This is a genomic window from Alphaproteobacteria bacterium, from assembly GCA_039980135.1.
Lineage (GTDB): Bacteria > Pseudomonadota > Alphaproteobacteria > UBA6615 > UBA6615 > UBA8079.
Window position 1 is genome coordinate 71,045 of the sequence record JBDXCV010000006.1, and the last position, 26,696, is coordinate 97,740.

The 26,696-nt window shown below is 64.5% G+C and carries 25 protein-coding genes and 1 tRNA gene; 19 read left to right on the forward strand and 7 right to left on the reverse strand.

Annotated features, from left to right (window positions below):
• The first annotated feature begins 98 nt into the window (after positions 1-98).
• Positions 99-452 carry a hypothetical protein gene (locus tag ABJ363_08565; protein ID MEP4379037.1) on the forward strand — a complete coding sequence of 118 codons (354 nt, stop codon included), beginning with the start codon at positions 99-101 and terminating at the stop codon, positions 450-452.
• 91 nt (positions 453-543) lie between these two features.
• On the opposite strand, the gene ABJ363_08570 is transcribed toward ABJ363_08565, so the two are convergent.
• The gene (locus tag ABJ363_08570; GenBank protein MEP4379038.1) at positions 544-1,626 is read right to left on the reverse strand and encodes an outer membrane beta-barrel protein; all 1,083 of its coding nucleotides are present in this window, start codon (positions 1,624-1,626) and stop codon (positions 544-546) included.
• 171 nt (positions 1,627-1,797) lie between these two features.
• Here ABJ363_08570 and ABJ363_08575 point away from each other — a divergent pair, with 171 nt between their 5' ends.
• The 3 genes from ABJ363_08575 (at position 1,798) to ABJ363_08585 (ending at position 6,930) form a co-directional block, all read left to right on the forward strand.
• Complete coding sequence (locus ABJ363_08575; protein ID MEP4379039.1) at positions 1,798-2,982, forward strand: ATP phosphoribosyltransferase regulatory subunit; 1,185 nt, start codon at positions 1,798-1,800, stop codon at positions 2,980-2,982.
• Positions 2,983-2,994: 12 nt separating this feature from the next.
• Positions 2,995-4,287: an adenylosuccinate synthase gene (locus tag ABJ363_08580; protein MEP4379040.1), complete on the forward strand. Its 1,293-nt coding sequence runs from the start codon at positions 2,995-2,997 to the stop codon at positions 4,285-4,287.
• Between the two features lie 2,151 nt (positions 4,288-6,438).
• Complete coding sequence (locus ABJ363_08585; GenBank protein MEP4379041.1) at positions 6,439-6,930, forward strand: hypothetical protein; 492 nt, start codon at positions 6,439-6,441, stop codon at positions 6,928-6,930.
• Between the two features lie 54 nt (positions 6,931-6,984).
• On the opposite strand, the gene rpoH is transcribed toward ABJ363_08585, so the two are convergent.
• Both rpoH and ABJ363_08595 read right to left on the reverse strand, forming a co-directional pair.
• The gene (gene rpoH / locus ABJ363_08590) at positions 6,985-7,878 is read right to left on the reverse strand and encodes an RNA polymerase sigma factor RpoH (GenBank protein ID MEP4379042.1); all 894 of its coding nucleotides are present in this window, start codon (positions 7,876-7,878) and stop codon (positions 6,985-6,987) included.
• A gap of 105 nt (positions 7,879-7,983) precedes the next feature.
• Positions 7,984-8,946 (reverse strand): RluA family pseudouridine synthase, encoded by a 963-nt coding sequence (locus tag ABJ363_08595; protein ID MEP4379043.1) that lies wholly within the window; start codon positions 8,944-8,946, stop codon positions 7,984-7,986.
• 119 nt (positions 8,947-9,065) lie between these two features.
• Between ABJ363_08595 and ABJ363_08600 the strand changes: the two genes are divergently transcribed.
• The 4 genes from ABJ363_08600 to ABJ363_08615 all read left to right on the forward strand — a co-directional run bounded on the left by ABJ363_08600 (position 9,066) and on the right by ABJ363_08615 (position 11,292).
• On the forward strand, positions 9,066-9,380 hold the full coding sequence (locus tag ABJ363_08600; protein ID MEP4379044.1) for a hypothetical protein: 315 nt from the start codon (positions 9,066-9,068) through the stop codon (positions 9,378-9,380).
• Between the two features lie 10 nt (positions 9,381-9,390).
• The gene (locus ABJ363_08605; GenBank protein ID MEP4379045.1) at positions 9,391-10,458 is read left to right on the forward strand and encodes a beta-eliminating lyase-related protein; all 1,068 of its coding nucleotides are present in this window, start codon (positions 9,391-9,393) and stop codon (positions 10,456-10,458) included.
• An 88-nt stretch (positions 10,459-10,546) separates the two neighbouring features.
• A tRNA-Glu gene (locus ABJ363_08610) sits at positions 10,547-10,622 on the forward strand.
• Positions 10,623-10,800: 178 nt separating this feature from the next.
• On the forward strand, positions 10,801-11,292 hold the full coding sequence (locus ABJ363_08615) for a tetratricopeptide repeat protein (GenBank protein MEP4379046.1): 492 nt from the start codon (positions 10,801-10,803) through the stop codon (positions 11,290-11,292).
• A 49-nt stretch (positions 11,293-11,341) separates the two neighbouring features.
• On the opposite strand, the gene ABJ363_08620 is transcribed toward ABJ363_08615, so the two are convergent.
• Together ABJ363_08620 and ABJ363_08625 are read right to left on the reverse strand one after the other, a co-directional pair.
• Positions 11,342-12,616, reverse strand: coding sequence for an MFS transporter (locus ABJ363_08620; protein ID MEP4379047.1), 1,275 nt, complete (start codon positions 12,614-12,616; stop codon positions 11,342-11,344).
• Positions 12,617-12,624: 8 nt separating this feature from the next.
• Positions 12,625-14,289, reverse strand: a complete 1,665-nt coding sequence (locus tag ABJ363_08625) for a thiamine pyrophosphate-dependent enzyme (GenBank protein ID MEP4379048.1) — start codon at positions 14,287-14,289, stop codon at positions 12,625-12,627.
• Positions 14,290-14,463: 174 nt separating this feature from the next.
• On the opposite strand from ABJ363_08625, the gene ABJ363_08630 reads away from it, so the two are divergent.
• The 9 genes from ABJ363_08630 to ABJ363_08670 all read left to right on the forward strand — a co-directional run bounded on the left by ABJ363_08630 (position 14,464) and on the right by ABJ363_08670 (position 22,840).
• Positions 14,464-16,155 carry a GMC family oxidoreductase N-terminal domain-containing protein gene (locus tag ABJ363_08630; GenBank protein ID MEP4379049.1) on the forward strand — a complete coding sequence of 564 codons (1,692 nt, stop codon included), beginning with the start codon at positions 14,464-14,466 and terminating at the stop codon, positions 16,153-16,155.
• Between the two features lie 120 nt (positions 16,156-16,275).
• Positions 16,276-16,842, forward strand: coding sequence for an NADPH-dependent FMN reductase (locus ABJ363_08635; protein MEP4379050.1), 567 nt, complete (start codon positions 16,276-16,278; stop codon positions 16,840-16,842).
• 175 nt (positions 16,843-17,017) lie between these two features.
• Positions 17,018-18,052: a hypothetical protein gene (locus tag ABJ363_08640; protein MEP4379051.1), complete on the forward strand. Its 1,035-nt coding sequence runs from the start codon at positions 17,018-17,020 to the stop codon at positions 18,050-18,052.
• A gap of 55 nt (positions 18,053-18,107) precedes the next feature.
• Complete coding sequence (locus ABJ363_08645) at positions 18,108-18,584, forward strand: RidA family protein (GenBank protein MEP4379052.1); 477 nt, start codon at positions 18,108-18,110, stop codon at positions 18,582-18,584.
• Positions 18,585-18,689: 105 nt separating this feature from the next.
• On the forward strand, positions 18,690-19,799 hold the full coding sequence (locus ABJ363_08650; protein MEP4379053.1) for a hypothetical protein: 1,110 nt from the start codon (positions 18,690-18,692) through the stop codon (positions 19,797-19,799).
• Positions 19,800-19,828: 29 nt separating this feature from the next.
• A complete protein-coding gene (locus tag ABJ363_08655) occupies positions 19,829-21,163 on the forward strand; it encodes an FAD-binding oxidoreductase (GenBank protein ID MEP4379054.1) in 1,335 nt (444 codons plus the stop codon).
• Between the two features lie 63 nt (positions 21,164-21,226).
• Positions 21,227-21,733, forward strand: coding sequence for a thioesterase family protein (locus ABJ363_08660; GenBank protein ID MEP4379055.1), 507 nt, complete (start codon positions 21,227-21,229; stop codon positions 21,731-21,733).
• Positions 21,734-21,746: 13 nt separating this feature from the next.
• Positions 21,747-22,310, forward strand: a complete 564-nt coding sequence (locus tag ABJ363_08665; protein MEP4379056.1) for a SprT-like domain-containing protein — start codon at positions 21,747-21,749, stop codon at positions 22,308-22,310.
• Positions 22,307-22,840, forward strand: coding sequence for a hypothetical protein (locus tag ABJ363_08670; GenBank protein ID MEP4379057.1), 534 nt, complete (start codon positions 22,307-22,309; stop codon positions 22,838-22,840). The genes ABJ363_08665 and ABJ363_08670 overlap by 4 nt, the downstream gene beginning before the upstream one ends.
• Here the strand turns inward: ABJ363_08670 and ABJ363_08675 are convergent.
• Entirely contained in the window at positions 22,803-23,705 is a 903-nt protein-coding gene (locus ABJ363_08675) for a DUF1932 domain-containing protein (protein ID MEP4379058.1), read from the reverse strand. The genes ABJ363_08670 and ABJ363_08675 overlap by 38 nt on opposite strands.
• 103 nt (positions 23,706-23,808) lie before the next feature.
• On the opposite strand from ABJ363_08675, the gene ABJ363_08680 reads away from it, so the two are divergent.
• Together ABJ363_08680 and ABJ363_08685 are read left to right on the forward strand one after the other, a co-directional pair.
• A complete protein-coding gene (locus ABJ363_08680) occupies positions 23,809-24,654 on the forward strand; it encodes a sulfurtransferase (protein MEP4379059.1) in 846 nt (281 codons plus the stop codon).
• Between the two features lie 65 nt (positions 24,655-24,719).
• Positions 24,720-25,865 carry an NADH:flavin oxidoreductase gene (locus ABJ363_08685; GenBank protein ID MEP4379060.1) on the forward strand — a complete coding sequence of 382 codons (1,146 nt, stop codon included), beginning with the start codon at positions 24,720-24,722 and terminating at the stop codon, positions 25,863-25,865.
• 109 nt (positions 25,866-25,974) lie between these two features.
• Here the strand turns inward: ABJ363_08685 and ABJ363_08690 are convergent, their stop codons facing one another.
• Positions 25,975-26,577 carry a cupin domain-containing protein gene (locus ABJ363_08690; GenBank protein ID MEP4379061.1) on the reverse strand — a complete coding sequence of 201 codons (603 nt, stop codon included), beginning with the start codon at positions 26,575-26,577 and terminating at the stop codon, positions 25,975-25,977.
• Positions 26,578-26,696: the final 119 nt, after the last annotated feature.

The following is a 26,696-nucleotide window of genomic DNA, read 5'->3' on the forward strand; positions in this document are numbered from 1 at the left end:
GAGGACTTCTCGCCGGGGCATGCTGTGCCGCGGCGATAACGGTTCTGGCGCCGGCGCATTCCGCCCGGGCGCTTGAGATCAGCAATCCCGACGAGCGAATGGCCGTGCGCGCGCGGGTGGTCCAGAGCGAAATGATGGTCGCGGCGTTGTCCTGCGGCCTCCGCAACCAGTACAACGCCGTCGTGGCCGAGTTCGAGACCGAACTCGTGTCCCACGGTCGTGTTCTGCGGTCGATGTTTACCCGGACCCATGGTGCAGGTGGCCAACTGGCCCTCGACCGGTTCGTGACGAAACTTGCGAACGACGCATCCAGTCGCAGCAATCGGGCGCGTCACGCCTATTGCGCAAGCGCCAAACGCAGCTTCGCCGAGGTACTCTCACGGCGCGTGCGCTTGGTGGATTCGGGCGTTCGTATCGTCCAGGAAGCCGCGAACGGACTGACTGCGCGCTAGCTTTTTACCGTCGGTACGCGCCTGGCATCACCCCGACAATCCCTTTCGGAAAAGTATTTCCCGGAACAAAGAGGTTCAGGACAGCCTCGTCCTAATTCAGGATAATGCTGACCCGCCGGTTTTGCGGTTCGCGGACACCGTCGGGTGTTGCGACCAGCGGATCGGTCTCACCCTTCGCCAGAGTGGCAATCTCGCCTCCCGCGATACCCAGGCGGACGAGCTCGCCGCGCACGGCGTCGGCGCGGCGCTGGGACAGGCCCACATTGTAGGATGCGGGTCCCGAGCGGTCGGCATGCCCGGTTGCGACAACGCGCACGCCGTCGAGCGTCTTGGCCGCGTCCGAGGCCTGGCGGAGAATGGCCAGAGCCTGTGGCGTCAAGGCACTGCTGTCCCAGTCGAAGAAGACCAGGAAGTTGCGCGTGACCGGCGGCGGTGTCGGCGCCGGGGCCGGCGCGGGCGGCGCCGGCTGTGCCTGTGCGACCGGTGCGGGCTTCGGTGCCGGCTTGCGCGGCGGGTTCAGCGCGAAACGCAGCCCGACGAAAATGGCATGGTCGTTATAGTCGGCTTCGACCCCGACCCCGGATGCGGTCGTGTAGTCCAGGTCCTGCACCGACAGGAAACGGTAATCCACGGTCAGCTTGAGCCGCTCGTTCAGCGGGTAGGCGACGCCCGCGGCCGCCTGCAGGGCGTAACCGTAGTCATCATCGTCGATCGACGTGGTCGAAACCGGGCTGAAACCATCCGCCGAGACCCGCGCCAGGCCCAGACCGGCACCCACATAGGGCTCGAAAACGCTGTCGATGTTGATGTCGTAGAAGACGTTCGCGATCAGGCTCAGCGCGTCGCTGTCACCACTGCTCGCGGTGCCGGAGATACTGTCGACATCGCCATCGCGGTACCCTGCTTCCACCTCGGCGCGCCAGTTGCTGCTATAGTCGAAGCCGATGCCGACCAGCGCGGCGGGACCCCAATCGAATTCCGCCTCGGCAGCGATCCCGGCGCCGTCGATATCGGAGTCATTCGCCTTGTTGAGACCGACAAGGCCGGAGATGTACCAGCCGCGATCGGCGCCGCGCATCTCCATCTTGTCGGCCTGTGCCTGGACAGCCTGGCCGGCCAGCAAGAACAGGCTCGCGGCGGCGGTTGCTGAGACAATGGCGTTGCGGATTTTCATCGCGCACTCCGTTGGTCGGTTTTGGTTCGTGACACCAGTATGTCAAATGTCCTTATCGACCCTAAAGGGGGCGAGAGCAAGGCCGATATGCCCCGCGTTCGCGCATATCCGACTCTCTGTGCCGGGCGTACCATTGCCGACACATGCCAAACCGTTTAAACCCCGCGCGTCATGACTGATTCAGGTGAAAACAGGGCACTGCTGCCGGCGGGCCTCCACGATCTCCTGCCGCCGCGCGCGGCGCAGGAATCCGCGACCATTTCCGGGATCATGGACACCTTCCGCGCCTGCGGCTACGAGCAGGTCAAACCGCCGCTCGTGGAGTTCGAATCCACGCTCGTGGGCAACGGCACGAATGGTGGCGGCAGCCTCGCGGGTCAGATGTTCCGGATGATGGACCCGGTCAGCCAGCACATGATGGCCGTGCGGGCCGATATCACGTTGCAGGTCGCCCGGATTGCCGAAGCGCGGTTGCACGATGAACCGCGGCCGTTGCGCCTGTCCTATGCGGGACAAATCCTGCGGGTGCGCGGCAACCAGCTGCGGCCCGAGCGCCAGTTTGCCCAGGTCGGTCTCGAGCTGGTCGGCGCCGCGGACATCAGCGCGGATGTCGAGGTGATCTCACTGGCGGCGGACGCGCTTGTGGCCGCCGGTGTGCCGCGGCCCACGGTCGATCTCAATTCGCCGGCCCTGGTGGCGAATATTCTCGCGCAGATCGATCTCGACGAGGCGACGACCGCCGATCTTCGCGCCGCGCTCGACCGCAAGGACGAAGACGCGACCGGCGATATTCTGCGCGGCAACGGGATCGCATTCTCGGATGCCGCAAAGGCCCTGTGTGCGTTGATCGAAACCGTGGGCCCCGCCGATGACGTGATCGGCGAGTTGCAGGCTTTGTCGCTGCCGGATGGCGCGCAGGCCGAAGTCGAACGCCTGGCGGCCGTTGTCGCCGGACTTCATGCCGCAGTGCCCGATCTGCCGCTGACCCTTGATCCGGTCGAGTATCGGGGCTTCGAATATCACACGGGCGTAAGTTTCACCCTGTTTGCCGAGGGCGTGCGGGGAGAGCTGGGCCGCGGGGGACGCTATATCACCGGCGCGGGCGAGGCGGCGACGGGGGTGTCGCTGTATATGGACTCGATCCTTCGCGCCTTGCCCGCTCCGGCACCTGTCGACCGGCTCTATCTGCCCCACGGCACGCCGTTTCAGGCGGGTGCGGAATTTCGTGACGCGGGATGGATCACGGTCGCGGGGATGGCGCCGGAAGGCGATGCGGCGGCGGAGGCGAACCGATTGGGATGTAGCCATCTACTGGTTGATGGCACGCCGGCGAGAGCCGACGGCAGTGATATTTAGCGGGCAGGATTGATGGCGAATGTAGCGGTGGTGGGCTCCCAGTGGGGCGATGAAGGCAAGGGCAAGATCGTCGACTGGCTCTCGGAACGCGCCGATGTCGTGGTCCGGTTCCAGGGCGGGCACAATGCCGGGCATACGCTGGTTATTGGCGACAAGGTCTACAAGCTCAGCCTTCTGCCGTCGGGCGTCGTGCGTCCGGGCAAGATCGGCATCATCGGGAACGGCGTCGTCGTCGATCCCTGGGCGCTGCTCGGCGAGATCGACAAAATCGTTGAAATGGGGGTCGAGGTTTCCCCGGAGACCCTCAAGGTCGCGGACAATGCGAGCCTGATCCTGCCATTGCACCCCTATCTCGACCAGGCGATCGAGATCGCGCGCGGCGCGGACAAGATCGGCACGACCGGGCGCGGTATTGGCCCGGCCTATGAAGACAAGGTCGGACGGCGCGCCATTCGCGTCTGTGATCTGGCGGATCGGGAAACGCTCGATGTGCGGATCGACCATCTGCTGTTCCATCATAATGCGCTGCTGCGCGGGCTGGGCGCAGACGAGGTCGACAAGGCGGAGTTGATGGCCCGCATCGACGAGATTACCGACCGGTTGCTGCCTTATGCCGCGCCGGTCTGGGACTTTCTCGACGATGCGCGCAAGGCCGGGAAGCGCATTCTTTTCGAAGGCGCCCAGGGCGCCATGCTCGATGTCGATCACGGCACCTATCCGTTCGTGACCTCGTCCAACACGGTGGCCGGGCAGGCCGCGGCGGGATCGGGGGTTGCGCCGAACATGATCGGATATGTGCTCGGCATCACCAAGGCCTATACGACGCGCGTGGGCAGCGGCCCGTTCCCGACCGAACAGCAGAATGAGGTCGGCGAGCTTCTGGGCGAACGGGGCCATGAGTTTGGCACCGTGACCGGCCGCCGCCGCCGCTGTGGCTGGTTCGATGCGGTGATGGTGCGCCAGGCGGTGCGGGTCGGCGGGATCAGCGGCATCGCGCTGACAAAGCTCGACGTTCTGGATGGTATCGAGGAACTCAAGGTGTGCGTCGGCTACACGATTGACGGAGTCGAAGTGCCCCGTTTCCCGGCCGGAATTCGTGCGCAGGCCAACGTGACGCCGGTCTATGAAACGATGGAAGGGTGGCAGACCAGCACCCGCGGCGCGCGGAGCTGGGCCGATTTGCCGGCAACGGCAATCAAGTATGTCCGCCGGATCGAGGAGTTGATCGATGCGCCGGTCGCGCTGTTGTCCACCAGCCCGGAGCGGCTCGACACGATCCTGGTGCGAGACCCGTTTGCCGACTGACCGGCGTTAACCTTCTTTTACCAACATCCTGCCTAAATTACCGAACTCACGGTGAGCCGCGCCGTGGGTTGAGCCATTTATGGGCGGACAGGATGAGTGACGCGACACTGAGAGCCGAAGAACCGCGTGTGCCGGAAGGGGAGAGATCCCCGCCGCCGTCCATGGGTTCGAATGACGAAGTGGTGTTCGCCGGCCGGTACAAAATTCAGCCGGGCGTCCTCCTGCCGCATCTCGCAACCTCCACGGCGCGCGCATATCTGACCTATGACGCCGAGGATCCGAACCGGGAGCTCTACGCGCTGGTGCTGGACCACAAGGTGCCGGCCCGTCTGACCGCCATCCATGCGGCAAAAGACATTCCACATGATGCGCTGATGAAACCCATCCGTTGGGGACAGGTCGATTGGTCCGGCAGTGGTCGTGAAGAGATTGTCATCATCCTGCCGCAGCCACCGGGACCGCCATTGCTGCAGAGCATGACTTCGACAACGCAATATTGGACGGTTCGTGAAATCAAACGTGATTTCCTGATGCCGATCATGGATTTGCTTGGCCGGATGCAAGATGAACGGCTAACCCATCGAAACATCCGGCCGACAAATCTTTACAGGCGGGAAAGCGATGAATCGGTCGTGTCGGGCCAGATCTATAGCGCGCCACCGGGCTTCGAACAGCCATCCATGTTCGAGACCATCGAGCGGGCCATGTGTCCGCCGATCAGTCGTGGGATCGGTGACCTGTCGGATGAACTTTTTGCACTCGGCGTGACGATGTTGGTGCTTGGACTGGGCTTCAACCCGGTTGCCGGGATGGATGAAGAAGAACTGCTCCGGCGTCGGATCGCGCATGGCAGTTACAATGCGCTGCTGGGCAAAAACAAGATTAACGCCGACCTGGCGCCGGCTGTTCGTTCACTGCTCCGCGATGACGAACACGAACGCTGGACGCTCCCCGACCTGTCGAACTGGGCGAACAGCGGCCGCGTCAATCCCTCACAACCGCTTCCGGAAACGCGCGCGGACAGGCCGCTGGAGTTCACCGGTCGCAGCGCCCACTCGAGGCGCGAACTGGCGTATTATCTGGCGTCCGACTGGGATGCGGCTCTAAAGTTTGCCAGTGACGACGCTATCGAGCTTTGGGTCGATCGCTCTCTCAAGAATAGCGAGCTTGCGAAGGAAATATCCGAGTGCGGCCTGATCGGTGCTTCGGGGCCACGCAACCTGACCGACGATATACGTCTGTCTCGCATCATCACGAAACTCGATCCGACCGGCCCGATCCGTTTCCGCAGCATGGTCGTGATGCCTGACGCAATTGGCCAGGCGTCGATCCCTGCGGTGCAGAGCAAGGAAATGTCCGCCGACTATACGGACCTGGTTCTCGGCAAGTTGATGAGTTTCTGGCACGAATGCCAGGCGCGCCCCAAGACCTGGATGCTGACCGCGTCCGAAGTCGTCGGCAAGGCGGCCATTTTTCTGGCCGATACGGCGCCTGGATTTTCGATCGAGCGCTGCGTCTATGAACTCAATCCGGCACTGCCTTGCCTGAGCCCGCAGTTGAAGGGGCGCGTTCCGCTGCAACCTCGGGAATTGATGGAATGCATCGAACGGCATGCCGAAACCGGCGAGCTGCTGTTCGACCGCCACATCGCGGCGTTTCTCGCCGCGCGGATCACCGGGAGGATTGACCGGGAGTTGCACGATTATGGGTCGGCAACGAGCGATATCGAGAAGATCTCGGCACAGTTGCGTCTGCTGGCCTTCGTACAGAACAAGAACAGCGCCGTGGTGACCAAGGAACTCTTCAAGATATTCCTTGAGGAACTGCAGCCCGCGATTAACTGTTTTCGCAATGTGACGCTCCGCGAGGAGATAATGAAAGATTCGAAAAAGGCGGCGTCCAAGGGCAGGTTGGCCGACCTGATCAGGATCGTCGACAATTCGAAAAGGCGCCGCTGGGACGAACGCGGTGCCGCGGCGGCCGGACACCGCTATGCCGCACTCGCAGCTGAAATCAACAAGATGCAGACCGATGAAAAGCGTCTCCAGCGTCAGGCAAACCTGCTCGGCGGGCAGATCGCGGCAAACGTTTCCATTATCGTCAGTGTGCTGGTGGTCGCGGCGTTGGTCTTCTCCAGGATTGGATGACGGCATGGCCTCCACAAACAAATCCGCGAAATCAGCTCCCGAGAAACCCGCCAAGAAGGGCGGGGGGGCCTATGTGTTTGTGCTCTTCAGTGTGATCCTCTCGGGTCTGATGATCTTTGCCGCGCCGGCCCTGCTGTTGGTTGCCGTCGGCTGTGTCCCGGCGATGGTGGCTTATATCGTGGACCGTGAGCCCGGCCGGAACGCAACACTGGCCGTCGCTGCGGCGAACGTGGCCGGGGTGGCGCCCTTCGTCGTGGAACTGCTGGTTGCCGGGCCGACGATGGCGCGGGCGATGACGATGCTGTCGGATGTGTTTGTGATCGCCATCATGTTCGGCACGGCGGGGATCGGCTGGTTGCTGGTCCTGGGAATGCCCAAGGTCGCAGTTGTCTATATCGAGGTCACGAACGAAACCAAGATCAAGATGATGCGCCGTGAACAGCAACGGCTCGTCGAGGAGTGGGGCCCCGAGGTCAAGGCGCCGGCCAAGGCCTGACGCCGGCAGCTTCGCGCCGCAGGTTGGCGGCAACGTGGCTGCCCTATGGCCGCGCTATTGAGGTGCGGCGACCTGCTGTTCAATCGCCAGGTTCTTCATCGCCTTCTGCAGCTTCTCGAACGCCCGGACTTCGATCTGCCGGACGCGTTCGCGGCTGATGTCATATTCCTGTGACAAATCCTCGAGTGTCACGGGGTCCTCGCGCAACCGGCGTTCGGTAAGAATATGGCGTTCGCGCTCGTTGAGGCCTTCCATGGCCTGATTCAGCAAACGGCGGCGATTTTCCAGCTCATCCTGTTCGACGAGCTCGGCCTCCTGGGATTCGGATTCGTCGACGAGCCAGTCCATCCACTCGCCGTCGCCGTCGCCGTCCTTGCGCAAGGGTGCGTTGAGGGACCCGTCGGGGCCGGCGAGGCGACGGTTCATCATCACCACGTCCTTTTCCGCGACGGACAGTTCCTTGGCGATGTACTCGACCTGCTCGGGCGGTAAATCGCCCTCGTCGAAGGCCTTGAGCTGGCCCTTCATTCGTCGGAGATTGAAGAACAGTTTCTTCTGCGCCGCCGTGGTGCCCATTTTGACGAGGCTCCACGAATGCAGGATGTATTCCTGGATGGCGGCGCGAATCCACCACATCGCGTAGGTCGACAGACGGAAGCCCCGATCGGGATCGAACTTCTTGACCGCCTGCATGAGGCCGACATTGCCCTCGGAAATCAGCTCGGCGACCGGCAGGCCGTAGCCGCGATAGCCCATCGCGATCTTGGCGACGAGGCGCAGATGGCTGGTCACCATCAGGTGCGCGGCCTCCACATCTTCATGCTCGACCCAGCGTTTGGCCGCCATGAATTCCTGCTCCGGCTCGAGCATGGGGAATTTGCGGATCTCCTGCAGGTAGCGCGAGAGATTGCCGTCGGGGGTAAGCGAAGGAAGGGCCGGTGATGCCATGTTTAGAGCTCCCGCCATCCGCGGACGCGAATGGTATGTGCTGAACGTTCGATGAGGCTCAACCTGTCACACAAATATGGTGTTTTCATGCTGGACTGCAATATCTTAGAGAGATTCTAATATTTCCTTAAGATTTGCCATGTCATCGGGTAGTTCTGTTTTAAAATCAACATGTTGACCCGTTGTCGGGTGGACAAACCCCAGGATGTGCGCGTGCAGGGCCTGGCGCGTAAACGCCGCCATTGCGCGTTTTGTGTCCGGATCAAGGCCCGACACCGCGTCGCGTCGCCCCGTCGAACGGCCATACAGGGGATCGCCGATGAGCGGGTTCCCCCGGTGGCCGAGATGCACCCGGATCTGGTGGGTGCGGCCCGTGGCCAGCCGGCACTCCACCAGCGACGCGAGCCCGTCGCCATAGACCGCCAGCGTCCGGTAGCGGGTGAGGGCATGCTTGCCGCCGGTCTCGCGAACCGCCATCTTCTTGCGGTTCTTCGGATGGCGGCCGATCGCCCCCTCGATCTCGCCCGCCGCGGGCTTGGGCAGGCCCCAGACGATCGCGTGGTAGGCCCGGTCGACGCTGCGCGCCGAGAACTGTTCGACGAGATCCGCATGGGCCACGGCTGTCTTGGCGGCGACCATGACGCCGCTGGTGTCCTTGTCGAGCCTGTGGACGATGCCCGGCCGACGCACCCCGCCGATGCCCGCGAGGCTGTCTCCGCAATGGTAGATCAGCGCGTTGACCAGGGTGCCGTCCGGATTACCCGGCGCGGGGTGGACGACCAGCCCGGCGGGCTTGTCGAGCACGATCAAATCATCGTCTTCATAGAGGATGTCCAGCGGGATATCCTGCCCCACGGGGACCGCATCGACCGGCGCGGGGATCGTGATCTCGAAGGCGTCGCCCGCGCTGACCTTCGCCGAGGGAGAGCGCGCGACATTGCCGCCCTGGCGCACCTGGCCGTCTTCGATCAAGGCCTTGAGACGCGAGCGCGACAGCTCTTCGAGGGCGTCTGCCAGCACCCGGTCGAGCCGTTCGCCCGCCTGATCGGTGCCGGCTGTGACGTGCATGACGGTCGCGTCCGCCAGGCTGTCATCGGTCACGGTCTCGTCGAACAAGCTGTCGTCTTGCGTATCGTTGTCTTTTTGCGTCACGGCCCTAGACTGCGCTTCGGAATTCGGAGGGTCCATTGGCCATACATGTTTTACGCACGATCGTCATCGTCCTGGGTGTTCTCATTCTGGCCGTCTTCGGCGCCATCATCTGGACGGCGTTCGACGATGACGGCGATAGCGGCGCTGTCGCCGGGGGTGAGACGGGCGGCGCGATGCCCGACCGGCTTTCGCTCGGCCTGCCGTCGCCGGTCTGCCTGATCGAGCAGGCGACCACCAATGCCGGCCGCCTGACGATCATTACCGGCGGGCCCGCGGACCTGCCCGAATGCCGCCGCGTGTTCGTGATCCAGCTGTCGAGCGGCCGGATTCAGGCCGAAATCCGGCCTTGAGTGTGAACCGGTGAGCACGACTGAAAACCCGGCGAACTTCGCCAGCGACAATGTGGCCGGCGCGCTGCCCGAGGTGATCGCGGCGGTGACCGACGCCGCATCGACCGGCGCCATGCCCTATGGCAACGACCCGTGGACCGCACGGGTGGAAACCAGATTGCGGGACATCTTCGAGTGCGACCTCTGGGCCTTTCCCGTGGCCACGGGTACGGCGGCGAATGCGCTGGCGTTGTCCGCGATTTGTCCGCCATTCGGCACGGTGTACTGCCACCCGGCGAGCCACGCCAACACCGACGAGTGCGGCGCGCCAGAATTCTACACCGGTGGCGCGAAGCTCACCCTGATCGACGGGCCGGACGGCAGGATCGACCCGTCTGTCCTCGAAGCGGCGGTTGAGACAGCCCGGCCCCACGGGGTCCACAACATGCCCCCCGCGGCGATCACCATCACCCAGGAGAGCGAGGCGGGCACGGTCTATTCGGCCGCGCATGTGGACGCGATTTCGGATATCGCCAGGCAGCATCAACTGGCCCTGCACATGGACGGCGCGCGCTTCGCCAACGCGCTGGCCTCACTGGACGTGAGCGCGGCGGATGCGACCTGGCGGCGCGGGGTCGATGTGCTGTCGTTCGGCGCGACCAAGGGCGGGGCGATGGCCGCCGAGGCGGTGATCTTCTTCCGCGAGGACCTCGCGGCGAACTTCGGCGAGCGGCGCAAGCGCGGTGGTCATCTGGTCTCGAAGATGCGCTTCGTCTCGGCCCAGCTCGACGGGTACCTGCAAGACGACGCCTGGCTGCGGGCGGCGCGGGTGGCGAATGCGGGCGCGGCAAAACTGGCGGCGGGGTTGGACGAGGTGTTGGGGGGCATCGACGGCGCGGCGCTGCTGCGGGCGCCGGAGGCCAATATCGTGTTCGCCAAGCTGCCGCTGGCGGTGCTCGACCGGCTGGAGGCCGACGGCTTCGGCTTCTACCGGGTGGGCGGCGACGGCACGATCCGCCTGGTGGTGCCGTGGAGCGTGAGCGACGCGGACGTGGACGGCTTCATCGCCGCCACGCAGGGCCATATGGCGGCGGGCTGAGGGCGAGCCATGCCGGGCGCGGCGAACGCGGGTTGAAATGCCCGGGCGGTTCGGCTATGTCGTCCATCCTGTTTAGCAGCGCCACGATGTCCCGTTCGTCTAGTGGCCTAGGACGCTGGCCTCTCACGCCGGAAACAGGGGTTCGACTCCCCTACGGGATACCAACTTTTTTGTGAATTAGCCGCCTTCGGGCGGCTTTTTTGTGCCGTTTCGGAAATGATATGGACAAATTATAGCCGGCCTTTGCCTTGTTGACATCGACCATCAGAAGTTTTTCTACCCGGGGTTGCAGAAAACCGGCCCGTCCGGGCTAAACTGTTCAGACAAAGCACGGGGGGAATCATGAGAAATCTGACCGCCACCTTCTGCCTGACGATTGCCGTGTTCCTTGGAAACACGGGAATCTCCTGGAGTGCTGATTTTCAAACGGGTGTCGCCGCCTACGAACGCCGGGATTACGCGACCGCCCTGAGCGAATGGACCCCGCTTGCCGATCAGGGGAATGCCGATGCCCAGGGGAGACTGGGTGAAATGTACCGCCAGGGAGCCGGTGTTCGGCAGAACAACAAGACGGCGGTGTTTTGGTTCAGGCGTGCTGCAGAACAAGGCGATATTTTTGCCCAGGTCAAACTGGGCGGGATGTACGCCGACGGAAACGGTGTCGCGCAAGACTATGTGTACGCCTACATGTGGTGGCATATCGCCGCAACATCCCTGGACCGGACCGCGCTCCGAAGCAAAAAAAGCATTGAGGGGAAATTATCCAAGGTCCAGCTTGAAAGAGCAGAAGCCCTTGTCCGCGAGTGCGCCCGCAAGAGGTACAAGGGCTGCTAATTTCTTAGTCCTCCGACACAGTGCGGCCTGACAGTTACTCCCCACACGGTCACCCCCCGTTCGCCACCCCGTCCAGCCGCCAGATCTGCGCATGCCAGCGCCAGGCGATGAGGGCGGTCGCGATCATACCGAACATCCCGTAGCCGGTCGCCGTGGCGCCGAAGCCGAAGGCCTCGATGATCGGCCCGGAGGCGAGCAGGCCCATGGGCAGGCCGTAGATCGCCAGCATCCGCAGCCCCAGCACCCGGGCGCGCATGCGCGGATCCGAGCTCTGCATCAGCATCACCGACAGGGGCACCATCCCGACCGACTGGCACAGCCCGGCGATCATCAGGACGACAATGCCGACCGCCATCACGTCCACCCAGGCGAACACCTGCAGCATCGCGAACCAGCCGAGGGTGAAGACGATCATCATGCGGCCCGGGCGGATGACCCGCCGGTTCGCCGACAGGCCGACCGAGCCGACCAGAGCGCCGAAGGCGAAGCTCGCGGCCAGATAGCCGAGCCCGGCCTGGCCGGTGCCGTATACTTCGCGGGCGACATAGGGCAGCACGCCGCTCATCAGCGGGTAGGCGCAGAGATTGACCAGTAACGCCAGCGTCATGCCGGCCAGCAGATGGGGCGTACGCCAGACATAGGCGAAGGCATCGGCCACATCGCGCAGGGGTGATGCGCGGGCGGTTGAAATTCCGCCGGATACCAGACCGGAGGTCTCATCCTGGGGGCGGCGCGCGGTGCCGAACGTCAGCAGCAGCGAGATCGTATACAAGGTGGTGACGGCGGCGTAGGCCCAGACCATGCCCATGCTGGCGACAAGGCTCGCCCCGGCCAGCGCGCCGGCGACGCGGGCTGAATCCGTGGTGGTGCGCGAGACGCCCATTGCCCCCATCAGGCGCTTGGAGGGAATGGTCTCGCCGACCAGGGAATAGCGGATCGCGATATCCGACGGGCGGACGATCCCCATCAGTGCGCCGATGACGAACACCTGCACCGGCCCCAGCGCGTCGAAGTAGATGAAGCCTGTCAGCATGGTGGCCTGGACCATGTAGAAGGCGCGCATCGAACAGAGAACGCTGCGCGCGCCGGCGCGGTCTCCCGCGACGCCGAACAGCGGCGCCACCAGGGTGCCGCCATATTGCAGGGCGGCGAAAAGCGTCAGTAGGAGCACCGAATCCGTCGCAACCAGGATGAACCAGCCCAGGATGAGCGTCTCCATCTCGAACGACCAGGAGGTCGCGAGGTCCGCCGGCCACTGGAAGCGGAAACTGCGGACGGCGAACGGTGCGAGGATGGATGCCGGTTTTTCCGGTGCCCCGGACATCGGCATGCTCAGACGCCGCGCTCCACGCAGATATCGATCAGGTTCGGGCCCGGGTTGGCGATGGCGGCCTCAAGCGCCGCGCGCACCGCGCCCGGCTCTGTGACGCGCGTGGCCGGAACCCCCATGGACTCAGCCATCGTGACGAAGTCGATGGGCGGATCCTCGAAGTCCATGGCGATGAAGTTTTCGTTGCCGTGGAATGCCTTGAGCCGCTGCTTGATGATGCGGTAGCCCTGATTGTTGAGGATCACATAGGTCACGGGCACACGCAGATGCGCCGCGGTCCACAGGGCCTGGATCGAATACATCGCCGACCCGTCGCCCACCAGCGCCACGACCGGGCGACCCGGCTGGGCAAGCTGGACGCCGACGGCGGCGGGCAGGGACCAGCCGATGCCGCCGCTGGCGTAGGCCTGAAAGTCGTAGCGGTCGCGGAACGGCAGGTACTGGAGCAGATTCCAGCCCGTGGTCAGGCCTTCGTTGACGGTGATGGCCCCTTCCGGAAGGGCGTCGACGATGGTCATCATCAGCCAGTCGGACTTGATCGGCGTCACGTCGGCGTCGGCGGCGAGCTCGACGGCACGACGCGCGCGATTGGCCGACCAGTTGCTGTCGGCGACGGCCGCGATGCGCTTTTCGGCCGTGTCAGCATGGGATGCGCCGCCGCGTTCCTCGATGACGGGATTTAACGCGACCAGCGTCTCGCGCACGTCGCCGCGCACGGCCATTTCGGTGGGATAGTTCTTGCCCATCTCCCAGTCGAACAGCCCCATCTGAACAATCGGCATGCCGTCGGGCAGGGGCTCGGTCTCGCTCATCACCGACATGCGCAACACATCGGCGCCGACCACGACCAGCAGGTCATAGTCTTCCAGAATGCCGCGCACTTCTTTCTGGTTGCGCGACAGCGCCCCCATGAAGGCTGGGTGTTCGGACGGGAAAAACGAGCCGTAGGCCGTGGTCTGCTGGAACGCCGGCGCGCCGAGTACTTCGGCAAACCGTGCGACCTCGTTCAGCGCGTCGGACGTGACCACCTCGTTGCCGGCAAGGATCGCGGGGCGCTTCGCCGCGAGCAACCGGTCGGCCAGGGCGGCAAGGCCGTCGTCGGACGGGCGCATGGCAGTGTCCACCCGGGTGCGGGTACCCAGATCAATGCCCTTGCGGTCGTTCAGCACGTCGCCGGGCAGCGAGATGAACACAGGACCCGTCGGCGCGGTCATCGCCACCTTGGCGGCGCGGCGGACCATTCTGGGCAGGTCTTCGAGCCGGGTGATTTCCGTGGCCCATTTGACCAGCGGTGTCGCGATCGGCACCAGCGGCTCATAGAGCAGGGGTTCGGTCAGGCCGTGGCCGGTTTCCTGCTGGCCGGCGGTGATGATCATCGGGGTGTGAGTGAAGCGCGCGTTGTAGATCGCGCCCATGGCGTTGCCGAGGCCGGGTGCCACATGGACGTTGCACGCGGTGAGTTCACCCGAGGCGCGGGTGTAGCCGTCGGCCATGGCCACGACGAGGGATTCCTGGAGCCCGAGCACATAGTTGATGTCGTCGGTGTAGCTCGGCATGGCATCCATGAGCGGCAATTCTGTCGTGCCCGGATTGCCGAAAAGATGGGTCACACCCTCGTCGCGCAGGAGCGCAAGGAAGGCCGATGCGCCGGTGATCTCGTTCTGCATGATTGTTTCCCCCGTGCTGGTGCGCGTTCGTCGCGCCTATTCATGTTGGTTCCATACTAGACCCGTGGCGCCGGGGTTCAAACGGATCGGAATCGATTTCATGTGCACCTGATTCATTTCCCGCGCTTCGCTATAAGAGGCGCCGGTCTGATTAATGCTTTGGAAGAACGTCGGATGAGCAGCATGTACGACTATGTGATCGTCGGGGCCGGCTCGGCCGGTTGCGTGATGGCCAGCCGCCTGTCGGCGAAGTCGGGGAACCGGGTGCTGCTGCTCGAGGCGGGCCGGGACACCGCGCCCGGGGCGGAACCCGCCGATGTACTCGACACCTATCCGATGTCCTACTTCAACCCGGCCTATGCCTGGAATGCCCTGCGCGGCCATGCGCGCCGCCACGACAATTCCCCGGCCGCACCGTTTCGCCAGGGCCGGATCATGGGTGGCACATCCTCGATCAACGGCCTCGTGGCGCTGCGCGGTACGCCGATGGATTACGACGAATGGGCCGATATGGGGGCCGGCGGATGGGGCTGGGACGCGGTGCTGCCCTATTTCCGGATGCTGGAGACGGACGTCGATTGCGCCGGTGACGGCCTCGTGCATGGCCGTGACGGGCCGGTTCCGATCAGCCGGGTGCCGCGTGCGGAATGGCCGCCGTTTGTGGCCGGCGTCGACGGGTGGAGCCGGAACCGCCAGGTCGCGCCGATCCACGACCTCAATGCAGAGTTCCGCGAGGGTGTCGGTGCCTTGCCGCTCACCCGGTTTGCCGACAAGCGCGCCTCGACCGCCATCTGCTATCTCGACGCCGGTGTTCGTGCGCGTCCAAACCTGACTATCGTCACCGACGCCCATGTCGAGCGGCTGGTGACGGACGGTGCGCGGGTGGCTGGCGTGGTGGCCCAGGTCGATGGCGCGGCACGGGAATTCGCCGCCAACGAGGTGATCGTATGCGCGGGCGCCCTGCAGTCGCCAGTGATGCTGCTGCGCGCGGGCATCGGGCCCGGTGCCGCGTTGCGGGATGCGGGTGTGACGGTGGTGGCGGACCGGGCCGGGGTCGGCGCGAACCTGTTGAACCATGCGGTCGTCTATGTAGTGGCCCAGTTGCGCCGGGACGCCGCCCAGCCGGCGGCGATGAAGTCTCATTCCACCGCGACGGAGCGATTTTCGTCGGGGATTGAAGGCTGCGGGCCGCTCGACATGAGCATGTCGATTTCCAGCAAGATCGGCTGGCACGCCCTGGGACGGCGGGTCGGCGCGCTGATTCCGACCCTGCTCAAACCCGCCTCGTCCGGCGATGTCAGTTTGGTGCGGGATGGCGCGATGGTCAGTCCACGCATCGAGTTCAATTATCTCGACAATGAACGCGACCGGCTGCGCCTGGTCGGCGGGGTGCGCCATGCCATCGACATCCTGCTGTCGCCGGAGGTGCGCCCGTTGTGGCATTGCGCCTACCCGGTCTCGCGACCGAACAAGATGCGCGCGTTGAATGACATCACCGTGTTCAACAGCGCACGGGCGAAGATCCTCGCCGGGCTGTTCGATGCGGTACCCGCCGTGGGGCGCCCGGTGCTGGCGAGCCTCTCGGAACCGGGCGTGGACATCGCCGCGCTGGCCGACGATCCGGCGGCGCTCGACGATATCGTCGGCAAATCCGTCGCCGGGGTGTTCCACCCGGCCGGCACCTGTCGGATGGGGGCGGCGGATGATCCGGCGGCGGTGACCGACGCGGAGGGCCTGGTCCATGGTGTCGCGGGCCTGCGGGTGGTCGATGCGTCCCTGATGCCAAGCCTGCCGCGCGGCAACACCAACATTCCGACCATCATGATGGCGGAGAAAATCTCGGCGGGGATGCTGGCCGGTGCCTAGCGATGCCGTTCATACTGCGCACGGCGACGAAACTTAGCGGTTGCACCGGACCCGCCCGTTTCACCAAAATCGCGCCGATGAATTCCGGGCGTTTCACGCCCCTCAAACGTGGAGGCTAACGTGGCCAAAGACATCAATATCCTCACTATCTGCGGCAGCCTGCGCGCCGGTTCCCTCAACCGCATGCTGATGAACAGCCTGCCGGAGATGGCGCCGGACGGGATGAAAATCACCGAGGCCCCGGGGATCGGCGACATTCCCCTGTTCAACGGTGACGTGCTGACTGCGGACGGTGTCCCGGCAGCCGTGACGGCGCTGGCGGATGCGGTCGCGGCGGCGGACGGCGTGATCATCGTCACGCCCGAGTATAATTTCTCGGTTCCCGGCGGCCTGAAGAACGCGCTGGACTGGGTCTCGCGCCTTCCCGATCAGCCCTTCGCGGGCAAGCCGATCGCGATCCAGACGGCCTCGCCCGGCCCGCTCGGCGGCGCGCGGGTGCAGTATCACCTGCGCCAGGTCCTGGTCTTCCTCGACGCTATGGTCATGAACAAGCCGGAGATCTTCGTCGGGCTGGCCGGCCAGCGCATCGATGCCGATTCGGGGCGCCTGACCGATGAGGCCTCGCGCAAGTTCGTCACGGACCATCTCGCGGCCTTCGCCACTTATGTCGGGCGCTACGGGTCGTAAGACCGAAAGGGAAGCCGGACGCGAAGCCGAACGGGCCGTGATGCCGCCCGCGATGCGGCGCGGCTCCGAAACACCAAAGGCGGGTTTTACGATTCATTAAACAACCAAAGCAAGAATACGGAACAGGATCGCATTGTGCGAAAATTGTAGACGCTCTTGCTTTGGGTAATGGACGTTGGGCCAGATTCTGACTTTCAAGGCGCCGGATGTTGTCGCATTCGACCATCGGTTTTTTTCGTCCTTCCCGGACGCGCATTTCCGGCTCGACGAGAGCGAGGGCGTCCCCGTTTACGCGTTCGGCCTCGGTGCTCAGAAGGTTGCGCTGACCTTTGCCGGCATCAAGCGTGAGTTCGCCATGCGCGAATATGGCCATGACGCCGTCATGCTCAACACGGTGGAGCGCAGTCTGCAGTTTGTCAGCCTGCTGGGCATCGGCGATCCGATACCGCCGGAGATTCTGACGGGTGACGCGTCGTGGGAGCCGAGCAAGCTGCACGGCGACGCGGCCCTCAAGCGAATTGGTGCCTATCTTACCGCCTGGCAGATGGAACGACCCGTCGCCCTGAGCGACCCGATCCGGCTCGAGCGTTTCATCGCGGCGCATGTCAACGACATCGCCGTCGGCAAGGCGCTCGCCCGGCTCGCCACGCAACTCGGGAGCGACGTCGACAACGAGACCGTCTCGGGAACAATGGACGCGGCCGTCGAGGAGATTTCCTATATCGAGGCGTTGCGCGAGCGTTATCTCGCCGTGTGCCAGGTGGGATCCCGGTTGAAGAAGGTGCGCCGCGACTTCGCGCATCATGCGAGTGTCGTCGGGGACGTCGATCCGGTCTCGCGTCTGATTTCGATCCCCATTCACGCGCTGGGGCTCAAGCTGGCCGAAGTCGACGCGCGGCTTTCGGGTGTTGTCTCGCTGTTCGGCAATTTCGATTTTCACCGTCGGGCGATCCGCGACATCCGCGACGAGATGTTCGCACATCTGAATCCGTGGGAGGAGATCACGGAAGCCTGGGCTCGGTTGCCGGTCAATATCTCCGACCCCTATGCCGTCGCCCCCCTGTTGCGCGATCTCTATAAGTATCTGGCACCGCGCTTCATGCCCGCCGACACGTGGGCGCTTCTCCTCGCCAACGACGCGCGCCTCGACGAGAACCGCCAATATGGCCGGGTTACCACCTGGTTCGAACGCGGAGATGCGGCGGTCTGAATCGCCTTGTTTGGCCTGCTGCCGCTGACTAACGTGGCGTCTTCAGCGATAGGAGATGCGCGTGTCAGTTGTGATCGAGACCCGTCTGACGGAACTCGGGATCGAATTGCCGGTCCCGCAGAAAACCCGTGTGGCGAAGATCCTCCCGGCGATGATCGTCGACCGTATGCTGTATGTCTCCGGCATGGTGCCCCAGTGGAACGGCGAACTTCGATTCGTCGGCAAGGTCGGACGCGAGTTCACCCTGGAGGAGGGGCAGGCCGCCGCGCGGTTGTCCACGCTCAATGTGTTGGCCCAGGCCCGCGCCGCGCTCGACGGGGATCTCGACCGGATCGTGCGGGTGGTAAATCTCAAGGGATACGTCAACGCGATGCCGGACTTTACCGCGATTTCCGCCGTGGTGAACGGGGCGTCGGAGTTGGTCATCGATGTGTTCGGAGACGCCGGCCAGCATACGCGCACGGCGCTCGGGGTGGCGGTGATGCCGTTCGATGTGGCGACCGAAGTCGAGGCGATCTTCGAACTGGCCTGATACGCTTGTCGGAGGTTGCCGGCATTCCGGAAGCAATTCGGCGCGTCCGGTGTTGACCGGGTGTACGGGTCGGCCGCGCCAACCAATAGAGGAACGGAACATCAGATGAGTTTTTTTTCACGATCCAGCAATCGATCGGGCCGCGCACTGCGGGGAGCCGTGCTGGCTGTGCTGGCGGTGGTGGGATTGTCGCCCGGTGCGGCCCATGGCCAGGCGCAGGACCCGGCCGTCAACCTGGTCCCGTCCGGTGCGGTCGATCTGGCGGCGGGCACGGTGACCCTGCCTCTCCAGACAGGCCGCATGGCGAGCGGCGAGAGCGTCTGGCATGTGTTGCTCGATGTGAGCGATCGCGATACGGCAGAGCGCCTGGGGATCAACTGGTCGGGCAAGCTCGCCAATGCCGGGATCGGGCGCGCGGTGCGCGATGCCGAAATCTCTCCGGACGGCGCGCTCGTGTTCGATGCGGGCACGGTTGATTTTGCACCCGAACGCCGGGTCGAGCCGGGGCCGGCGGGCGCGTCGTTCCCCCCGTCGCTGGCGATGCCGGGGTCGGTCGGCGACGAGGACTACACGCCACTTGTTCGGGTGACAAATGGCGGCGGTCATGTTTTCAACGCGCCGGTGGTCGCGTTCGATGTCGAGGCGGAGACGCTCGACGAATTCTGTCGCGGCGCGCCCGATTACACGCTTTTGCACGACAAGGTGGTGCATATCTGCCCCCGCGACGGGACGGTCACCTTGCAGCTAACGAGTGGTTTTTCGGGCGGAAAACGCATCGAATATATCTCCAGCGAGGCCAATGAGGCGGTGGTGGCGGCGCTCGAGGGTGCGACCTATACCCCGCGTCTTTCGGATGTGCCGACCGACCAGGGCGATACCGCCTGGAGCGCGGTCGAGCCGATCTATGTGGTGATCAATGGCGTGACCGGGGCCGACAAAGCCGCCCGGCAGGGACTCAAGAGTGCGCTGGCCGACGGGTTGTCGCCGGGCAACGTGACCGGGGATGTGCCGACACTGGGTGGAGGTTACAGCCCGCTCTGGGCGTCCCATCCGGTGTTCTGGGACGATGACAGCCTCGACCGGCGGCGGCTGATCACCAGCGAGGCCATGGTTCGGACATTGGCGGCGGCGGGGCTTGTCCATGGACCCGGCGGCGATGCCGTCCGGTCGGACGGAATTCTGGTAAACTGCCCGGCGATCGCGCGTCGCGACTAGACACCCTGCAGGCAAGGGGAGAACCCGGCTTGAGTTGGACCGACACGACATTGACGACCTGGGGGCGGTCGCGGTTTGCGCGGTCCGCGACCACGGCACCGTCAGACGAGGCTGGACTGCGTGATGCCGTGTGCGCGCGTCATGCCTGCGGCGTGATCACCTATGGCGGCGGGCGCTGCTACGGCGACGCGGCGCTCGACGATCGCGGCCAGACGATCCTGACGTCGGCGCTGAACAGTATTGTCGCCTTAGACTCGATGACCGGCGAGGTGGTCTGCGAGGCCGGGGTGAATTTTGCCTCGCTCCTCGATCGCGTCCTGCCGGAAGGATTCTGCTTTCCGGTCTCGGCGGCGACCGCCCAGGTGACGGTCGGCGGCGCGTTTGCCAACGATATCCATTCCAAGAACCATCACCGGGTCGGCAGTTTCGGCGATCACGCATCGTGGATCGATATCATGCTGGCGAGCGGGGAACTCGTGCGCGCATCGCGCGACGAGAACGCCGATATCTTTCATGCCAGCCTCGGCGGGGCGGGCCTGACCGGCACCATCATGCGCGTCGGATTCCGGTTGATGCGGGTGCCGTCCCGCTCCGCCGACGCGGAATACCGGCCGCTGGCGAATGTCGACGCGATGATCGACATGATCGAGGCATCGCGTGACACCCATGAGTTCCTGTTTGGCTGGGTCGATGCCATGGCGACCGGAAGGGGTCTCGGCCGGGGTATCCTCGAACTGGGAAACCTCGCCAACTCCGATGAGGGTCAGGCGCCGGAACCGGCAACGACGCGTATCCGCTTTCAGCCGCCGTCTTTTCTGCTGCACCCCGCGATCCTGCGGCGGATAACGGACCGCCGGTACCGCAAGATGCCGCCGGGCGGCCGTGCGGCGCGGGTGCATCTCCCCCAGTTCCTGTTTCCGATCGACAATATCGTGGGGTTCAACCGGGTCTATGGCCGCCGCGGGTTCTACTCGATCCACACCGGGTTTCCGCGTGCGATGCAACGCGCCGGGATCGTCGCGGTGATGGAGGCGATCACCGCAGCGCGGGCCGGCTCCTTCGCCGCCGTCATGAAGCCCATGCGCGGGCCGGGTGCGGGCCTGCTGTCGTTCCCGATGGAGGGCATGGCCTATGCGATCGACCTGCCACGGCGGAGCGGCGTCGAGGCGCTGCACAAGGAGATCGAGCGGATCACGCTCGATCACGGCGGGCGGCTTTATATTGCCAAGGATGCGCTGATGACCGCGGAGAGTTTTGCCGCGATGTTCCCGCGCCTGGATGAATTCCGCGACGTGCTGGCCCGGATCGACCCCGAGGGAAGATTTCAGTCGGATATGGGTCGGCGGTTGCGGCTACACCCCTAGGCGCTATTCGCGCGCCTTGAGGCGGGGATTTGCGAAGCGCCGGCGACCCACTATGCTCCGCCCATGAACGCGGAGACGTCAGAGAATTCAGCCGAAATCGCAGCGCCGCTCACCCTGCACCGGGAGCGCGTGGACCCGGGCTGGATCGACTATAACGGCCACATGAATCTGGCCTATTACATGCTGGCTTTCGACCATGCGACGGACGCGTTCTTCGACTTTATCGGACTCGGTGAGGCCTATCTGAAGGCCGGCAATGCTTCGACCTTCACCCTGGAAGGACACATCACCTACGACCGCGAGTTGATGGCTGGCGCGCCCATGCGGTTCGAGACCCAGCTGCTGGCCCATGACGCCAAGCGGCTGCATTACATCCATTTCATGTATCACGCCGACGCGGGCTATCTGGCTTCGACGAACGAGCTGATCAGTCTGCATGTGGACATGACGGAACGGCGGTCGGCACCCATGCCCGAGAGCGTAATCACACGGCTCGACGCGGTCGCGGCGACCCATGATAAACTGCCCCATCCGGAACAGGCCGGGAGGGTTATTTCCATTGTCCGCTAATGCGACGGCCAACATGTCCGACAATGCATCCCTTGAGGCGAGCGTTAACGCACGCATAAAGGGGCATCGCCAGATCGGCACCGTGCGCGAGATCGCCGAGCGCTGGGGCCTGGCGGGACGGCTTGCGCGTGCGGCCGACAAGGGGCCGGCATTCCGCGAGATGCTCGATTGCGCCGTCGTGATCAGCCGCCGTGCCCGGACCCTGGCCGGGGCCGCCTATGCAGCCGACCGGCGGATCGTGCTGAACGCGCGGTTGCTGGAGAATGGCTGCGAGGCGGACCGCGACGCGACTTTCCTGCATGAATGCGCGCATGTGCTGGCGGACCTGTTTCACGAGCGGCCCTGCCGTCATGGCGACCCGTGGCGCGAGATGATGCGGCTGCTCGGCGAGGTGCCGAATGTGCGGCACCGCATCCCCTACCTATCGCGCGAGGCCAATGCGAAAATCGTCTGGCGCTGCACCGGCTGCGACCAGGCCTATCACTATGTGCGCCGTCCCCGGCGGCGGCTCAAGGATTGCTACTGCGCGGAATGCGGGCCTGATCGGGGCCGCCTGCGCGAGGAAACACCGCAATGAACAAACCCCGCACGGAAGGCGGCAACGCCTCCACCGAGTTACGCATCATCGTCTGGCAATTCGTCCGGATCATGGTGCAGCTCGAGACGGTGGCTCGGGCGCGCGGCCGCGCGAAGGCCCCCACGGTTTTCGCCGACTGGCGCGCCGCCTGGACCGAGATCGACCGCACCCTGACCCGGTTGGCGGACAGCGACGCGGATGCGTTCTCCGACTTGATGATGAATCAGGAGGTCGTGCTTCGCTGCCGTGACCGCAGCCAGGTCAACGAAGTCACCCGGGCGATCGAGAATGTGATGAATCAGCTCGACCAGCAGATCCGCGCGGTGCGTGGCGAGGCCAAGGCCGAGGAAGAGTTGCGCTTCGAGCGGCGAGAGCTGAACGCCTTGCTCAAGCATTTGCGGAAAACCGGGCGCGGCGGGGCCGCCGCGCGTTCAACCGCTGCAAAGGCAACGGCGAGCCGCGGTGGTCGCGGCGGCGACCCGGCGAAAAATGCTAGTCCGCCGCGTCGCGGGCGCGGGCGGAAAGGCTAGCCGAAAACGCGGCCACTGCGTCTTCGAGGGTTCGCGACCGGTCGGCGGTCTCGCGGGTCTCCGACGCCAGGGATGATTCGGCGAGCAGTTGGAACACGTCCGCCGCACCCTCATGGATTCGGGGTGTCAGTCCGACATCGGCGAAGGTCCTGGCGATTTCGAGCATTTCGCCCGACCAGCGTTCGGCGTCGGCGGCGAGCCACGGCACCCGCCGTTCGATGCGTGCCAGTATCGGGGCCTGGCTTTCCGATAGTTCCTGATGCAGTTCGCGAGATAGCCCAAGCTGTTCTGCGCCGATAAGGACGAGAGCCTCGAGGGTCATTGCGCCCTTGTTGAGGGCCGCGTAGCACATCTTGATGCCCGAGGCCGCGCCCACCCCGCCTTCCAGTGTTCGTATGACGAGGTCCGGACGCGCGAGCGCCTCCAGCCGGTCCGGGTCGTTCCCGCTGACATAGAGCCGGGTCGGCGCGCTGCGTCCCGGGGGCGCTCCGATGATGCCGCCGTCCAGATAGTCCGCCCCCGCATCCCCGATGATGGCGGCGATCGTCCGACTGGTCGCGGGTGCGATGGCGTTGCAGTCGGCGAACAGCGGCGTGGCGCCACAGGTTTTCATTATGGCGGCGACCTCCGTGGCGAATCCGACCGCTGCGGCCGGCGGCATGACCGACACCAGAAGGTCGGCCTGGCCGATCAGGGTCGCGAGATCGCCAGCATCCTCGATGCCGCCCTGTGCCGCGAGCTTGCGGGAGCGTTCGCTGCGCCCGTCGAGCGCGGTCACGACCCGGAAGCCGCCCTCGCGCAGGGTGCGCCCGACCGCATGGCCCATGTCGCCGGTGCTGACGATACCAATGGTCTGAATAGTCATGCGGCGTTCCCCCGTAATTCCGCCGGCAAGATTGATTTTCTCCGCCCGGCGCGGTTACATCGCGCGCATTCTAACATCGTAGCAACCGGACGGGGACAGAGTGATGGCGACGGACAGACTGGTGGAGCCCGCATGGCTCGAGGAACATCTCGACGATCCGAACGTGGTGATCCTGGAGTTCAACTGGACCGGCACGGAATCCTATGACAAGTGGCACATCCCGGGGGCCCACGGTTTCTTCTGGAAGGACATCCTGTGGGACGACGACATCCGCGACTTCCCGTCGCCGGCGCTGTTCGCCAAGCGTTGCGGTGAACTCGGAATCTCCAACGATACAACGGTCGTCTGCTATGGCGACCCGGTGCAGTTCGGCACCTATGGCTGGTGGGTGTTTACCTATCTCGGCCACAAGGACGTGCGGCTGCTGAACGGGGCGCGGGTTTTGTGGGAGAAGGAAGGCCGACCGACCACGACCGACGTTCCGACACCCACGCCGGTGACCTACACGCCGGGCACGAGCCGCAATGACCATATGCGTGTGCGTTTCACCGAAATTCTGGAACGCCTCGACGATGTGAAGGCCGGCGGCAAGACCGCGCTGATCGATCATCGCTCGCCCGAGGAGTATCGCGGCGAGCGGGTCAACATGATCGGTGCGGACAATGTCGGTGCCGAGCGGGCGGGGCGCATCCCCGGTGCCAAGCATCTCTTTTTCGACGAGTTGCTGAACGACGACATGACGTTCCGCGATGAGGATGAGTTGCGCGCGCTGCTCGAAGGCGTCGGCGCGACCCCGGACAAGGACGTGATTTCCTATTGCCGGCTCAGCCACCGCGCGACGCTTTGCTATTTCACCATGACCCAGCTGCTTAGCTATGACAGCGTGCGCAGCTATGACGGCTCATGGACGGAATGGGGCAGCCTCGTGGGTGTACCGATCGAGAAATAGGCCTTGCTGGCGCCCGGACCGGGCCTGGTTGTCCAGAACAAAAATCCAAACAGGGAAATGGCGAGATGAATTTGAGCGGACCGGGCGTGGACAAGTATCCGCATATCTTCGAGGCGGGCGAGCTCAGGGACGTCAGATTGGCGAACCGTTGTGTCGTCTCGTCGTTAACCCGCGCCAGCGCCACCGAGGACGGCATCGTCACCGACCAGATGGCCGAATATTACGCGCGGTATGCGCGCGGCGGCTGGGGTCTGGTGATGACCGAGGGCGTCTATATCGATCTCAAATACAGTCAGGGCTACACGTTCCAGCCCGGCATCGCGACGGACGAGCAGGCGGAAAGCTGGCGCAAGGTCGTCGACGCCGTCCACGCCGGGGGCGCGCCGATCTTCATGCAGATTTTTCACTGCGGCGCGATCAACCAGGGCAACAACTGGGTCGAGGGCTCGATCTCGGCGTCTGCCGTCACGCCGATCGGCGAACAGATCCCGCGCTATCGCGGCGCAGGTACCGGCTTCCAGACCCCGCGTGAGATCACCCGCGAGGAGATGGCCGAAGTGATCGACAGCTATGCGGCCGCGGCCCGACGCGCGGTCGATGTCGGCTTCGACGGGATCGAGGTGCATGGTGCGAACGGCTATCTGCCGGACCAGTTCCTGACGGCGCACACCAATCTGCGCGAGGACGAGTATGGCGGGCCGATCGAAAACCGGGTGAAATTCCATTGCGAGGTGATGCAGGCCGTGCGCGACGCCGTGCCGGATGTCCCCGTGGGCGTACGCATCTCCCAGACCAAGGTGAATGACTACACCCATGAATGGGCGGGCGGCGACGACGACGCGAAGGTGGTGTTCGAAGCGATTGCCGCGACGGGCATCGATTTTCTCGATTGCAGCGCCCATCTGGGCCTCGGCCATGTGTTCGGCACCGACCATTCCCTGTCGGGCCTGGCGCGGCGCTATTCCGGCCTGCCGGTGTTCGCCAACGGCAAGCTGCAGGACCCGTTGGCGGCGGAGCGCGCGATTGTCGAGGAGGAGGGTGACTTTGTTTCCATCGGCAAGGGTGCGCTGGCCGATTCGGAATGGCCGCGGAAGATCGCGGCCGATGAGGCGCCCTATCCGTTCGATCCGGGCATGACCATGCCGTATGCGACGCTCGACAGTAACGAGGCCTTCTGGGCCGAGAACCCGGACGGGAAGTCGAAGGCGTAAGTCGCGGCGCGAGATGTCACCGAGGGCGCGTCCAAATAGACGGTTCGAACCATTGAGGTCATAAGAAAAGGGCGCCTGCGGGCGCCCCTTTTTGTCTGTTCAAGTCCGGCTATTCCGCCGCGTCGCGCCCGTCCACGACGCCGGCCTCGAAGCTGACGCCGATGCCGCGCAGCTTGTCGAGGGTCTCGTCGCCGAATTTCGCGGCGAGCTTGTCTGCCTCGATCTGCGGATGGTCGATGTCGTTGAAGGCCTCCTCGGAATCGCCGTTGATCCAGACCAGCAGGCGGGCGGTCTCGTCGCTGACATTCTCGAACCGGCGGACCACGCCCGGCGGCACGGCGATCATGTCGAGGGGATCGAGGAAAAGCTCGTTCTCGCCCTCGTCGCCCCACTGAATCTTAAACCGGCCGTTGAGGCACAAGAACGTCTCGCGGGTGAACTGATGGGCATGGAGCAGGGGGCCGTCGCCCGGCGGGCATTCGGCGATGATAACGCTCATCATGTCCTCTGTGGTAACCGCGGGATGCTGGGCCATCGGGCCACCCTGGTTTTCCGGCGACATCAGCAGATACAGCGTCCGCGCCGTCATCATCTCGTAGACTTCCTGCGGGATGCCCACATCGGTGTCGTAGGTGCTGCTCTGCGGCTTGAGCGACTTGAAGCGCGCGACTCGCGCTTCCATTTCCTCGGGCGTGAAACTGGTGGTTTTCATCTGTTTCCCCTCGTTTTGGTGCGAATGGCGTTGTCCGTCAATCGGGAACGGTTGGGGGAAAGCCTAAACCAAAGCCCGGATCGGCGGGAGACACGATCTGGTTCTTGCAGCCATGCGCT